The organism is Myxococcus sp. AB056, from assembly GCF_006547365.1.
Classification (GTDB): domain Bacteria; phylum Myxococcota; class Myxococcia; order Myxococcales; family Myxococcaceae; genus Myxococcus; species Myxococcus virescens.
On record NZ_VHLB01000075.1, the window covers coordinates 1 to 13,519 of the forward strand.

General features: G+C 71.1%; 10 protein-coding genes. 5 read left to right on the top strand and 5 right to left on the bottom strand.

Features of this window, described 5'->3' with window-relative positions; translation table 11 throughout:
- Nucleotides 1-87 precede the first annotated feature (87 nt).
- A complete protein-coding gene (locus tag FMP39_RS27140) occupies nucleotides 88-2,379 on the bottom strand; it encodes a PAS domain S-box protein (RefSeq protein WP_141593052.1) in 2,292 nt (763 codons plus the stop codon).
- 153 nt (nucleotides 2,380-2,532) lie between these two features.
- Here FMP39_RS27140 and FMP39_RS27145 point away from each other — a divergent pair, with 153 nt between their 5' ends.
- The 4 genes from FMP39_RS27145 (at nucleotide 2,533) to FMP39_RS27160 (ending at nucleotide 10,275) form a co-directional block, all read left to right on the top strand.
- Nucleotides 2,533-3,123 carry a DUF2378 family protein gene (locus FMP39_RS27145; protein ID WP_141593053.1) on the top strand — a complete coding sequence of 197 codons (591 nt, stop codon included), beginning with the start codon at nucleotides 2,533-2,535 and terminating at the stop codon, nucleotides 3,121-3,123.
- A 117-nt stretch (nucleotides 3,124-3,240) separates the two neighbouring features.
- Nucleotides 3,241-8,544: an excinuclease ABC subunit UvrA gene (gene uvrA / locus FMP39_RS27150; protein WP_141593054.1), complete on the top strand. Its 5,304-nt coding sequence runs from the start codon at nucleotides 3,241-3,243 to the stop codon at nucleotides 8,542-8,544.
- A gap of 35 nt (nucleotides 8,545-8,579) precedes the next feature.
- Nucleotides 8,580-9,170: a glutathione peroxidase gene (locus FMP39_RS27155; protein ID WP_090489934.1), complete on the top strand. Its 591-nt coding sequence runs from the start codon at nucleotides 8,580-8,582 to the stop codon at nucleotides 9,168-9,170.
- 130 nt (nucleotides 9,171-9,300) lie between these two features.
- Nucleotides 9,301-10,275, top strand: coding sequence for a DUF5996 family protein (locus FMP39_RS27160; protein ID WP_194858587.1), 975 nt, complete (start codon nucleotides 9,301-9,303; stop codon nucleotides 10,273-10,275).
- A gap of 56 nt (nucleotides 10,276-10,331) precedes the next feature.
- Here the strand turns inward: FMP39_RS27160 and FMP39_RS27165 are convergent, their stop codons facing one another.
- On the bottom strand, nucleotides 10,332-10,913 hold the full coding sequence (locus tag FMP39_RS27165; RefSeq protein ID WP_141593056.1) for a DUF4136 domain-containing protein: 582 nt from the start codon (nucleotides 10,911-10,913) through the stop codon (nucleotides 10,332-10,334).
- A 198-nt stretch (nucleotides 10,914-11,111) separates the two neighbouring features.
- Between FMP39_RS27165 and FMP39_RS27170 the strand changes: the two genes are divergently transcribed.
- Entirely contained in the window at nucleotides 11,112-11,774 is a 663-nt protein-coding gene (locus tag FMP39_RS27170) for a hypothetical protein (protein WP_141593057.1), read from the top strand.
- Between the two features lie 28 nt (nucleotides 11,775-11,802).
- Here FMP39_RS27170 and FMP39_RS27175 read toward each other — a convergent pair whose 3' ends face one another.
- Genes FMP39_RS27175 through FMP39_RS27185 form a run of 3 tightly spaced genes read right to left on the bottom strand, consistent with a single transcriptional unit; the run spans nucleotide 11,803 to nucleotide 13,483 of the window.
- Nucleotides 11,803-12,324, bottom strand: a complete 522-nt coding sequence (locus tag FMP39_RS27175) for a hypothetical protein (RefSeq protein ID WP_141593058.1) — start codon at nucleotides 12,322-12,324, stop codon at nucleotides 11,803-11,805.
- Nucleotides 12,321-12,842 carry a zf-HC2 domain-containing protein gene (locus tag FMP39_RS27180; protein WP_141593059.1) on the bottom strand — a complete coding sequence of 174 codons (522 nt, stop codon included), beginning with the start codon at nucleotides 12,840-12,842 and terminating at the stop codon, nucleotides 12,321-12,323. The genes FMP39_RS27175 and FMP39_RS27180 overlap by 4 nt, the downstream gene beginning before the upstream one ends.
- Nucleotides 12,842-13,483 carry an RNA polymerase sigma factor gene (locus tag FMP39_RS27185; protein ID WP_141593060.1) on the bottom strand — a complete coding sequence of 214 codons (642 nt, stop codon included), beginning with the start codon at nucleotides 13,481-13,483 and terminating at the stop codon, nucleotides 12,842-12,844. The genes FMP39_RS27180 and FMP39_RS27185 overlap by 1 nt, the downstream gene beginning before the upstream one ends.
- Nucleotides 13,484-13,519 lie beyond the last annotated feature (36 nt).

Sequence of the window (13,519 nt, forward strand, 5' to 3'; positions counted from 1 at the left end):
GGGGAAAGGTCGTCGGCAGCGTCATATGTGTAAGAGAGGCGGGGGGGTGGGGGGGCCTGTCCAAATCTTCCACAGGCTGACAATTCGCTATGCGTGCGCGAGCCGTTCCTGGATCAGGGAGAGGAGTTCCCTGCCAGCGAACGGTTTTTCCAGATGGGGGCTTGGTACCGACTCCAGGAAGGCGCGGGCCTGAGGCGTCACCGCGCCGCCGGTGAGGAAGATGACCCGCTGGGCCTGCTCGGGGTGGCGGGCCTGGAGGGCGGAGTAGAAGTCCATCCCGCTCATGCCCGGCATCATCAGGTCGCAGAAGACGACGTCGAAGCGCTCGCCGGCCTCGATGCGCTCCAAGGCCTCCTGGGCCCGGGTGAAGAGGGTGACGTCGTGGTGTGGACGCAGCGTACGCCCCAGGGCCGTGCAGACGAGCGGCTCGTCGTCCACCACCAGCACGTTGCCCCGTTTCTCCGTGGGGGCGGGCGGCGGAGCGGGTGGTGGGCGCTCCGTCCCGAGCCGCTGGGAGGGGGTCAGGAGCACCTGGAAGGTGGAGCCCTTGCCCGGCTCGCTCATCGCATGGATTTCCCCACCCAGGGCCGTCACCAGGCTGTGGCAGATGGACAGGCCCAGTCCGGTGCCCACCCCGGGCTCCTTGGTGGTGAAGAAGGGGTCGAACAGGCGCGGCAGGTGTTCCTTGGCGATACCGGCGCCCGTGTCCGACACCTCCACGCAGACGTGGCCGTTGCCCGAAAGGCGGGTGACGACGCGGATTTCATGGCGCTCCGGCGTCCCGGAGGGAATGGCCTGGGCGGCGTTCACCAGCAGGTTGAGGAACACCTGTCCCAGGCGTGACTCATTGGCGACCACGGTGGGGACCGCGTCGAGCTGCTTCACCAGGCGGGCGCGGTGACGAATCTCCGTGGTGGCCAGGTTCAGCGTGGACTCCAGCACCTGCCGGACGTCCACTTCCGCGCTCTCCGCTGAGTCCACCCGGCTGAACGTCTTCAAGTCCCGGACGATGCTGCGCACCCGGTCGGCGCCCTGCTGCGCCTCGGCGAGCGCGGCCTGGGCGCTGGCCACCGCCTCCGCCAGCCGGGGCTCCATGTTCCGGGTGCCGGTGGGCTGCACGCCGGCGAGCTCCTCGCGCGCGAAGGCCAGGTTGGCGGTGAGGTAGGCCAGGGGGTTGTTGATTTCATGCGCCACGCCCGCGGCCAGTGTGCCGACGGAGGCCATGCGCTGCGCGAGCATCAGCCGCGCCTGCATCTGGTAGCGCTCCGTCAAGTCATGGGAGACGGAGACGATGGAGTCCTCGCCGTCGAAGGGCAGGGGAAAGGTGGTGGACTCCACGTGCAGCACGCTGCCGTCGCGTTTGATCAGCCGACGCTCCTGGAGCGCCGCGCGGCCGGTGCGGAGGGCTTCGTGCATGCGCGCGTTGGCGCTGGCGAAGTCCTCCTTAGGGATGATGTCGGAGAAGTGCTTGCCCAGCAGCTCGTTCACGCTCTCGTAGCCCAGGGCCGTGGCGACCTTGAGGTTGGCGTAGCGCACGCGTGCGTCGGTGTCGAAGACGGCCACCAGGTCCGGCAGGCTGCCGATGAGGGTGCGGAAGCTCACCTCCGAGCGGCGCAGGCTTTCCTCGGCGCGCTTGAGCGGGGTGATGTCCGGGAAGAAGGCGATGACGTGGGGCGTGCCGCCGTAGGGGACCAGGCCCATGAAGAGCAGCGTGTGCCGCAGCTCGCCCTCGCGGGTGCGGTACTGCGCGTCCACGCCGCGCACCGTGCCGTGGCGCCGCAGCGTGTCCATGATTTGCGAGCGGTTCAGGGGCGCCTGCCACAGCGCCAGCTCCATCGTGGTGCGCCCGATGACCTCCTCGCGCGTGTAGCCGAAGAGTTCGAAGTAGGCTTCGTTGGCCGCCACCACGCGCCCCTCGGTGATGGTCGTGATGGACGTGGGCACGGGGCTGACGGCCAGCAGCGTCTCCTTCAGGTCATCTCCGAAGGGCAGGCCCTTGCGGCCCTCGCGCCGGACGAAGCGGCGGTGGGCCAGCTCCAGCCGCAGCGCCAGCTCCTCCTCATCCACGGGCCACGCGAGCAAGTCATCGGCGCCGGCCTCCAGGACGGGCCGCAGTCCGCCCAGCGCGCCCCGGTGGCCCAGGAGCAGCAACACGGATTCCTCACCGCCGGGCAGGCTGCGCAGCGCGCGCACCAGCGGGACGCGGGAGGGGTCCGTCCGGGCATCCACCATCACCAGCGCGCACGTTCCGCTGCGCCACGCGGCGGGCACCTCCGCTTCGCGCGTCACGGTGACCACCGTGTGTCCCTGCTCACGCAACCAGGACTCGACTGGCGCCAGGTCCGCCCCTCCCCCCTGGGTGACAATCAGGACCCGCATGGGACACCTCTTGAAGACGAACGCTCATCGTTACACGACGTTTGCTGTTGTAAAAGCGGGGTGCCGTGCCGGTGTGGCGTGCAGGTGACGAAGCGCCCGGGCTGATACACTGGCTTCAGGACCGGGGTGGACCGGTGGAGACAGGGGGAACTCATGGAACGGCGGGGCTTTGACGACAAGACGGCCACCGAGCCGCGGAAGCCACCACCGTTGCCGGTGCAGGTGCCTCGGCGGAACTTCGAAGGGCTCTTCGTCCATGCGTTGAAGCCCACGGGGCCCTTCGCCCAGTCCTTGCGAGACATTGGCTACGACATGGAGGCGTCGCAGGAGTACTACCCGCTGGCGGTGTGGCGGGCGGCACTGGGGGTGGCCCGTCGCCATGTCTGCGTGGGGCAGCCGCCCGAGGCGGCCAACCGCGTCCTGGGGCACCGCTATGTGGAGGGGTTCGCCCAGACACTGGTGGGTCGCATCTTCGCCACCGCCGCGCCCCTGTTGGGGACGGAGCGGTGTCTGACGCGACTGCCCACGTATCTACGGGCGGGGCGCGAGGACATGAAGATGCTGCTGGAGCCGGTGCAGGCGGGGGAATGGCGCATCCGCGTCGTGGACCCGGACCCGCTGCCGGACTTCGTCGCCGGCGTGGTGGAAGGCGTCCTGCTGCGCACCAAGGTGTTGCCCCAGGTGGAGGTGCTGGAGCGGCAGACCGCGGGGTACGCCCTGCGGGTGCGCTGGACGGGCGCCTGAGCGGGCCTCCGGGCTCCGGGTGGCCGCCTCATCGCCAGCCAGGGAGGCGAGTTCCCACAGGTGCTCCCTCAGTTGTGATTGGCGGCGAAGTGTCCAGTCGTTAAACCTGCCACCCGTATGCACAAGACTCACCTCGTTGGCGCGCGCACGCACAACCTGAAGGACCTGTCGGTCGACCTCTCGGAAGGGGAGTTCGTCTGCGTCACTGGCGTCTCTGGCGCTGGTAAGTCGAGCCTGGCGCTCGACACCCTGTATGCCGAGGGGCAGCGGCGCTTCGTGGAGAGCTTCAGCCCGTACGCCCGGCAGTTCCTCGAGCGGCTGGAGCGGCCGCCCATGGATGCCCTGGAGCCCGTGGCCGCGGGCGTGGCCGTGGACCGGCGCGCGCCCGTGAAGAGCTCGCGCTCCACGGTGGCCACGCTGGCGGACGTGGAGCCGTACCTGTCCGCGCTCTTCACCCGCGAAGCCGTGCCCGTCTGCGGCACCTGCGGCGTGGAGGCGGTGCGGACGGACGCGCGCGTGGCGGCGGCCGCGGCCATCCGCGAGCACACGGACGCGCAGGCCATCCTCACCTTCCCGCTGCGCATCCCCGACACGGCGGCCTTCCTGGACGCGCGGGCCCGGCTGCTGAAGGACGGCTACCACCGGCTGATGGTGCAGGGCGAGGTGAAGGAGCTGGAGTCGCTCCGTCCCGCCGAGGCGACCGACCCGGCTGGAATCGCGCGCGTGGTGGTGGACCGGGTGAAGCTGACGAACGCGCAGCTGTCGCGCGTGACGCAGGCGCTGGAGGACGCGTGGAACCGCGCGGACGGCGAGGCGCACCTCTTCGTCCCGGGGCAGAGCGTGCCCCAGCGGCTGCGGCGCGGGCTGGTGTGCCCCAAGTGCGCGCGGGAGTTCGAGGCCGCGCGGCCCGGCCTCTTCAGCTACCAGTCGCCGGTGGGCGCGTGCGCCGCGTGCCGTGGGTTCGGCCGCACCATTGGCATCGACTGGGGCAAGGTGATTCCCAACCCCGAGCTGAGCCTGTCGCAGGGGGCCATCCGCCCCTGGTCCGGCCAGTCCACCACGTGGGAGCGCGGCATGCTCCAGCGCTGGTGCAAGGCGCGGGGGATTCCGTGGGACAAGCCCTGGGGCCTGCTGACGCCCGAGCAGCGCGAGTCGGTGCTGGAGGGCGAGGGCGACTACGACGACGGCCGCGCCTATCCGGGCGTGCGCGCGTGGTTCCGGTGGATGGAGGGCCGCACGTACAAGATGCACGTGCGCGTGCTGCTGGCGCGTTATCGCGCCTACACGCTGTGCGAGAGCTGTGGCGGCGGACGCCTCAACGCCCAGGCGCGTGCGTACCGCGTGGGCGGGCTGGACTTGCCGTCGTGGCACCACCTGGAGCTGACGGATGCGCTGGCGCGGCTGGACGCGCTGCGCACCACCACGGGGCAAGGGGAGCTGGCGCGGCGCGAACTGGCCGGCCGCCTGCGCTACCTCCAGCGGGTGGGCCTGGGCTACCTCACGCTGGACCGCCCCGCGCGCACGCTGTCGGGCGGCGAGGCGCAGCGCGTGTCCCTGACGGCCGCGCTGGGCACGTCCCTCACCGGCGCGCTCTTCGTGCTGGATGAGCCCACCGTGGGCCTGCACCCGGGGGACGTGCCGCCGCTGACGGAGGCTATCGCGGAGCTGGCGGAGCGGGGCAACATCGCGCTGGTCATCGAGCATGACCCGCTGGTCATCCGCTCGGCGCACCGCGTGCTGGAGCTGGGGCCCGGGGCCGGGAAGCAGGGCGGGCGGCTGGTATTCGATGGCACGCCGGAGGCGCTGGCGAAGAAGCAGGACCTGCCCACGGGGCGGCTGCTGGCCGGTGTGGACGAGGTGCCGCGCACGCCGCGCACGCGCACCGGGGCGTTGGTGATTCGGGGGGCCCGCGAGCACAACCTGAAGGACCTCACGGTGGAGGTGCCCCTGGGCGTGCTGTGCGCGGTGACGGGGCCCAGCGGCTCGGGGAAGAGCACGCTGATGGACGAGGTGCTGTACCGGCACCTGGCGCGGCGGCTGGGCGTGAAGGACGTGGAGGCCCCCGGCGCGGTGGACGCGGTGGAGGGCATGGAGGCGGTGAAGGCCATCACCCTGGTGGACCAGTCCCCGCTGGGGCGCACCTCGCGCGGCAACGCGGCTACGTACACCAAGGCGTGGGACCGGCTGCGCGAGCGCTTCGCCTCCGAGCCTGACGCGGAGGTGCGCGGCCTCACGGCGGCGCACTTCTCCTTCAACGTCGACAAGGGCCGCTGCGAGGCCTGCTCGGGCGAGGGCTACGAGACGGTGGAGATGCAGTTCCTCGCCGACGTGGCGCTGCTGTGCGCGGTGTGCCGCGGCCGGCGCTTCAAGGAAGAGGTGCTGGCCGTCCGCCACCAGGGCTTCAGCGTGGCCCAGGTGCTGGAGATGACGGTGGACGAGGTGCTCCAGCACTTCGGCGGCGACGCGGCGCTGAAGCGCACGCTGGGGCCGGTGGCGCGGCTGGGGCTGGGCTACCTGCCGCTGGGGCAGCCGTTGTCCACGCTGTCCGGGGGCGAAGCGCAGCGTTTGAAGCTGGCACGGGCGCTGGCAAGTGAGGCGCAGGGGACGCTGTTCCTCATTGACGAGCCCAGCGCTGGCCTGCACGCGGAGGACGTGCGCCACGTCATCACCGCGCTGAATGCGCTCGTGGACTTCGGCGCGAGCGTGCTGGTGGTGGACCACGACGTGGCGGTGATGAAGGCCTCGGACTGGGTCATCGACCTGGGCCCCGTGGGCGGCCGTGACGGTGGCCGGCTGGTGGCGGAAGGGACGCCGGAGGACGTGGCTCGCGGCAAGGGCGCCACCGCCCAGGCACTGCGGGGCGAGCGCAAGCCGCTGGGCCGCGCGGTGAAGCTGCGCAAGCCGGGCAAGGGCGAGGTTCCCGCCATCGAGGTGGAGCACGCGCGCGAGCACAACCTCCACGACGTGTCGTGCCGCATCCCGCTGGGGAAGATGACCGTCGTCACCGGGCCGAGCGGCTCGGGCAAGAGCTCGCTCGTCTTCGACGTGGTGTTCGCGGAAGGCCAGCGCCGCTTCCTGGAGACGCTGAGCCCTTACGCGCGGCAGTTCCTGCCCTCCATGCCGCGCCCGGATGTGGAGCGCATCAGCTCGCTGCCGCCGTCGGTGGCGCTGGAGCAGCGCACCTCGCGAGCGGGAGCCACCAGCACCGTGGCCACCGTCACCGAGGTGGCCCACTACCTGCGCCTGCTGTTCGCGAAGCTGGGCGAGCCGCACTGCCCGAATGACGACTCGCCCATCACCTCCCTGTCGCCGGACGTGCTCTTCGCACAGCTCACGGCGATGAAGGGCGAAGGCACGTTGCTGGCGCCCGCGGTGCGCTCGCGCAAGGGCACCTACCTGGACATCTTCGCGGCGGCGGCGCGCGCGGGAATCTCGCGGGCCATCGTCGACGGGAAGCTCGCGTCCACGGATGACCCGCCGCGCCTGGCGAAGACGCGTGAGCACGACATCGACCTCGTCATGTACGAGGGCAAGCTGTCGAAGCTGGACCGCGACGTCTTCGAGAAGGCGCTGGGCTGGGGGCAGGGCGCGGTGAAGGTGGACGCCGGCAAGGGCGAGACGCTGCTGTCCACCGAGCGCACCTGCCCCAAGTGCGGCACCGCCGTGCCGGAGCTGGACCCTCGCTGGTTCTCCTTCAACACGAAGCAGGGCCGCTGCGAGTCGTGCGAGGGCACCGGCATCCAGGGCGGCGCCGAGGCGATGGCCGAGGGCGAAGTCGCGCCGTGCCGCACGTGCGGTGGCAGCCGGCTGGCCCCCGTCCCCCGGGGCGTGCGGCTGGAGGGCGCGCGCTACCACGAGGTGGTGCAGCAGTCCGTGGCGTCCACGCTGGCGCGGGTGCGCGGCTGGAAGTTCAAGGGGGACCGGGCGCTCCTGGGCGAGCCGTCCCGTCAGGAGCTGCTGCGCCGCATGGAGTTCCTGGAGCGCGTGGGCCTGGGCTACCTGTCCCTGGACCGCAACGCCGCCACGTTGTCGGGCGGGGAGATGCAGCGGCTGCGCCTGTCCGCGCAGCTGGGCGCGGGCCTCACCGGCGCCATGTACGTGCTGGACGAGCCCACCATCGGCCTGCACCCGCGCGACACGCACCGGCTGCTGGACAACCTGCGCGCCCTGGTGGCCACGGGCTCCACGGTGCTGGTGGTGGAGCATGACTCGGACACCATCCGCGCGGCGGACCACCTGCTGGACCTGGGGCCCACGGGCGGCCGCGGTGGCGGGCACATCCTGGCGGAGGGGCCGCCGGACGTGGTGCTGGAGAGTGATTCGCCCACCGCGCGGGCCTTGAAGGAGTCGCAGGTGCGGCCTCCCTCGGGCCGGGGCGAGGCGAAGCAGTGGATTGAGCTCAAGGGCGCGCGGGCCAACAACCTGAAGCGCGTGGACCTGCGGCTGCCGGTGGGGCGGCTCAATGTTGTGTCCGGCGTGTCCGGCTCCGGGAAGAGCACGCTGATTCGCCAGGTGCTGTACCCGGCGCTGCGCGAGAAGCTGGACCGCGTCACGGCGAAGCCCGGCCCCTTCACCTCGCTGCACGGGGCGGAGGCGGTGAAGCGCGTGCTGTCGGTGGACCAGTCACCCATCGGCCGCACGCCGCGTTCGGTGCCGGCGACATTCCTGGGCATCTGGGACGAGCTGCGCCGCGTGTTCGCGGCCACGCCCGAGGCGAAAATCAAGGGCTTCACGCCCACGCGCTTCTCCTTCAACTCGGCCAGTGGCGGCCGGTGCACCGCGTGCGACGGGCAGGGCGCCATCTCCCATGAGATGTCCTTCCTCCCGGACGTGGTGACGCCGTGCGAGGCCTGCAACGGCGCGCGCTTCGACGCGGCCACGCTGGAGGTGCGCTACCACGGGCTCACCATTGGCGACGTGCTGCGCCTGTCCGCCGACGAGGCCAAGGATGTCTTCAAGGCGCTGCCTCGCGTGGCCGCGCCGCTGGAGTGCCTGGCCGACCTGGGCGTGGGCTACCTCCAACTCGGCCAGGGGTCCAACACCCTGTCCGGCGGTGAGGCGCAGCGCTTGAAACTGGCGGCCGAGCTGACGGCCTCTGCCCGGCACGAGCCCACGCTGTACGTGCTGGACGAGCCCACCACCGGCCTGCACCTGGGCGACGTGGAGAAGCTCATCACCTTCATGGGCCGGCTGGTGGACCGCGGCGACACGTTGGTGGTCATCGAGCACCACCCGTCCGTGATTGGCGCCGCGGACCACGTGGTGGAGCTGGGGCCCGATGGTGGCGAGGCGGGAGGTCACATCGTCGCGGAGGGCACGCCCCGCGAAGTGGCGAAGCAGAAGACGCCCACCGGCCGGGTGCTCAAGTCGCTGTTTTCGGATGAGGACACACGCTCGCGTGCCGCGGCGCGGCGGGCGTGAAACGGGCGGGGGACTGGGGCATCCTGGGGAGCGGCATGAAAACCCTCCCCTTGTTGACCCTGGCCTCGGCGCTGGCTTTCACCCCGGCGCTCGCCGCGGCGCCGAAGCCTCCTCCCCCCGCGAAGTCCGAACCCACGAGCGAGAAGAAGCCCATGTCCTTCCATCACCTCTCCGCCAACCGGCTCGATGGCAAGCCGGAGAAGCTGTCCGGCTACCAGGGCAAGGTCGTCCTGGTGGTGAACACCGCGTCGGAATGTGGCTACACGCCGCAGTACGCGGGCTTGGAGAAGCTCCACCAGGAATACAAGGACAAGGGCCTGGTGGTGGTGGGCTTCCCGTCCAACGACTTTGGCGGCCAGGAGCCGGGCTCGTCGGAGGAGATCAAGAAGTTCTGTGAGCTCCGCTACAAGGTCACCTTCCCCATGTTCGAGAAGGTGAAGACGAAGGGGGACGGCCAGTCGCCCGTCTACGCGTTCCTGTCGCAGCACCACCCCGCGCCCAAGTGGAATTTCCACAAGTACGTGGTGGGCAAGGACGGCCAGGTGAAGGCCGGCTTCCCCAGCGCGGTGACGCCGGACAGCGCCGAGCTGAAGGCAGCCATCGACAGCGCGCTCGCGCAGCCGTAGTCCCCCAGAGGGCGCGTGGGGGCTGGCCCTCTGGTCCCCGCCCTGGAGGCATGCGGCCCTGGCTGGCGCCCTGGCATGGGCGCCGGTGGGGGCTCACCCTGAATGCCGACTCGGCTTGAAGGGAGGCCCCATGGACACCCGGGACACGGCGTGGCCGCCGTTGCCGCTGGAGGCGTGGCAGGACACCTACGCCACGTTGCACCGGTACACGCAGGTCGTCGGCAAGGTGAAGCTGGCGCTGACGCCGCCGCAGAACCACTGGTGGAACGTCGCGTTCCGCGTGACGGCGCGGGGCATGACGACGGGGCTCATTCCCTTCGGAAACGGCGCCTTCGAGGTGGACTTCGACTTCCTCTCGCACGAGCTGCACGTGCACGCCAACCGTGGGCCGTCCCGGGTGATGGCGCTGGAGCCCCGGCCCGTCGCGGAGTTCTACCGGGACTTCATGGCGACGCTGCGCTCCATGGGCATCGACGTGCGCATCTGGGAGCAGCCCGTCGAGATTCCCGACGACACCACGCCCTTCGGTGAGGACTGGCACCACGCCAGCTATGACGGTGAAGCCGTGGAGCACTGGTGGCGGGCGCTGCTGCAGGCCACGCTCGTCTTCGAGGACTTCCGCGCGCGCTTCACCGGCAAGTGCAGCCCGGTGCACTTCTTCTGGGGAAGCTTCGACCTGGCGGTGACGCGCTTCTCCGGCCGGCCCGCGCCCGCGCGCCTCGGGGCGGACCCCATCACCCAGGAGGCCTACTGCGAGGAGGTCAGCAGCGCGGGCTTCTGGCCCGGCTCGCAGGCCACCGGCGGCGCGGCCTTCTACAGCTACGCGGCCCCGGAGCCGGAGGGCTTCGCGCGCGCCAGCGTTCGCCCGGCCCAGGCCCGGTACGACGCCAACATCAAGGAGTACCTGCTGGCGTACGACGACGTGCGGCACGCGGAGGACCCGAAGGCGTACCTGCTCGACTTCCTCCAGAGTACCTACGCGGCCTGCGCGGACCTGGGCGGCTGGGAGCGGGAGCGCCTGGAGCGGCCGCTCATCGTCCCCGAGTCCCTGCGCGCGGCCCGCACCGTGGAGGAGGGGACGGTCGCCGAGCAGCCCGCGCCATGAAGCCCGACCTCGCGGAGGCCCGGCGCCGCGAGGCCGGTGCGCACGGAGGGCCCTCCTCACTTCGCCTTGGGCGGGAAGCGCTCCAGCACGTCCTTCACGGATTCGTCCAGCCGCCGCTGCTGCTTCTCCGCGCTGGCGTTCTCGTCCAGCTCCGCCTGGGCCGTGCCGCGCCAGACGAGCTGCTTGGACTGCGGGTCGACGATGTCGAGGATGAGCGAACCCTCCTCGTACTCACGCAGCTCCGTCTCCGGCATGGTGACGGCTCCGCCCGCGAAGAAGGGATCCGTGAAGGGACCGCCCCAGGGATAGCCGTAGTAGGCGTCCACCGTCTCCTCCTTCAGCGCGTTGTGGATGGCGCCGTGCCAGCCGATGAGGAAGTCCGGGTTGGCGGTGGACTCCACCTTCTGGTAGCCGCGCGACTGCAGGTAGCGGTCCACTGACTGCTCGACGCGCGCGCCGACGATGGGGTTGTAGACGCGGTCGTCCTTGCCCGTGGGCTGTGGGAGCCAGGCATAGGTGCGGTACCCCTCCAGCTTCTGCGTGGCGGTGGGGTCATAGTTGGTGTTCACGTCGATGCTGGAGCACGCGGCGACAGCCAGCGCCAGCAGCGGTGGGGCGATTCGGGTCAGCAGCCGCAAGGAAGCCTCCTCGGTGGCGGCGCGGTGCGCGCCGTTGCCTCCCTGACGGTAGCCACGGCATGACGAGGCCCCCCTGGGCTGGATGCCCGGTCCTCCCCGGCCTCGGTGCGAGTCCTCTGCCCGCGGGAGGGGACCAGCCCGTTCAACGCGCACGGCGATATGAGGGGCACGTCCGGTGCGTTCTCAGGTGTGTCCTCCGTGAGCCGGGCCCCGGGCTCGGAGGACATGCTCCATTCGTCTTCCCCTCAGGGGCACGCCGAGAACATCGTCATGCGCTCACGCCTTTCGACGTGGGTGACGGCGGGGCTCCTGTTGGGAGCCTGCGGTTGCGCCGTCACGCCCGAGACCCGCCAGCAATTGGTGGAGACCACCAGCGGCAATGCCGTCTACAAGCTGCCGCCGGACGCACTGGTGACGACGGCACGGCGCCTGCTCGTGGAGCAGAAGTACGAGCTGCTCCCCAGCTCGGACCCGCTCTACGTCCACACCACCTGGCGAATCCGGGGCAATACGGACCTGGGCGCCAACTGGTCCCGCGTCTTCGTGCAGGTCCATCCGCTGTCGGATGGCCGCTCCGTGGTGCGGGCCTACCGGATGGACTACACCACCAACGGGCGCGCGCCCTCGCATCCGAGCATGGGCGCCGGTAATCGGGACGCGAAGCTGGGGGAGGGGGCGGCGGCGGCCTCCGTCGCGGGGGAGCCCCTGTCGCCGACGAGGCCCGTCGTGCGCCGCGCCATGGATATCGAATGGGACGTGCTGTCGCGTGTGGAGCCTCGGCTCGCCGCCCACCTCGAGGCCCGCGCGGAGTCGTACCTGGCCACCGGCAGGAAGGACCCGAGCGAGCCCACCGAGGAGTGAGCTCGCCGTCAGGCCCCAAGCCCCTGCGTCAGTGCATGCCGCCCTCGTATCCGCTGCGCCCCAACGAGTCCTTCCCGGGCTCTCGCTTCATCTTCTGGCGACCCTCGCTGCGCGCCAGGGCGAGCGCGAGCCGGGCGCGCTTCTCCTGGGGCAGTGTCTTCGCCAGCGCCAGGTACAGCTCCTTGTCGAGCGCCGCGATGCGCTCGCGTGCCTCGTAGGCACCCAGCGCGGCCGCGTCCACCTGCGCCAGGGCCTCACTGTCACCTCGCGACGCCCGGTGGAGGATGCGCGCCGCTTCGCGCACCTGCTTGCGCAGCGGGCGGCGGCGCTCGTCGAAGCGCTGGAGCGTCTCCTCCAGCTTCAGGGCCTGCGCGTTGTCCAGGTCCAGGACGTCCGACAGCTCCAGCACCTGCCGCAGCCGTTGCCGCTGCTCCGCGCGCTCCATCCGTTCCTCGACGCGGGCCTCGCGCCCGGTGGGCGCGGCCACCGCCACCCAGGGCAGCAGGGCCAGCATCATCACCGCCATCCGCGTTCGCACCCTCGTCCTCACAGCGTCTCTCCCACATCGATGTCGAACTCTTCGTCCCAGCCCTGGGAGTCCTCGAACAGCACCGCGTCCAGCGGCTCCAGTCCCGCCCAGGCCTCGATGGCCGCCATCGTCTCCGCGTCCAGTTCCTCGACGTCGGTGGCGGGCGCCGCCGTCGCCGTCACCGGCGCCTTCGGTCCCAAGGCTGGCAGCCGCCACGCGCCGGGCACCAGCAGCAGCAACGTCACCGCCGCGACGGTGGCCACCAGCGCGCCCAGCGTCTTCAAGCCCAGACCCTGGCGCCGGGCTCCGCGGCGCCACTCCGACAGCGTGCGCCGGGGCAGCTCCTGGAGCTCCGTCTTCTCCTGGGGCGACAGCGCGGGCAGCGCCACCAGCGAGAGCAGCTCCTTGGATGCCGCGAGCGCCTGCCGGCACCCCTCGCAGCCCTCCAGGTGCTGGATGAGTCCAAGCGCCTCGTCATCCTCCAACGCCCCCGCGGCGTGCAGGTCCAGCCGCTCTTCCTGGTCAGGGCACGCAGCCATCAGTGCTTCTCCTCGGGCGCGCCCACCCGCGCCTTGAGGCGCTTCATCGCATGGTGGAACTGCACCTTCGCATTGTTCTCCGTGATGCCGAGCGTCTCGGCGATGTCCTTGAATGCCAGCCCGCCGTCCACGCGCAGCGTCAGCACCTCGCGCTGGCGGCGGGGCAGGGTGAGCACCTCGGCGCGAACCTGCCGTTCGCGCTCGGCCCGCTCCAGCCGGTCCTGCGCGGACTCCGACGGGTCCTCCACCATGTCGTCCGGCCCGGAGGCCACCAGCACCGGGCGCCACCGCTGCCCCTGACGGGCGTGGTTCTTCGCCAGGTTGAGCGCGATGCGCACCAACCAGGCCCGGAAGGGCGCCGGTCCCGACGGCGTGAAGCGCGCGAAGACGCGGCGCGAGGCCTCCAACGCGCGCAGGAAGGCGCTCTGCACCAGGTCCGCCGCGTCCTCCGGGCGCGTCACGTAGCGGCGCACCAGCGAGAAGACGAGCGAGCGGTGCCGCGTCACCAGCACCTCGAAGGCCGCCGGCTCACCCTCCAGGAATGCGCGGCAGAGCGCCTCGTCCGGCGCACGCTCCAGGCCCGCCCGGGCCATGCGCGCCGGCAGGGACACCACCTGGCCGCCTGTCTCCCTGATGCTCACGTGGCTCCAACCCCGGACGGAGATAAAGGTTAATTT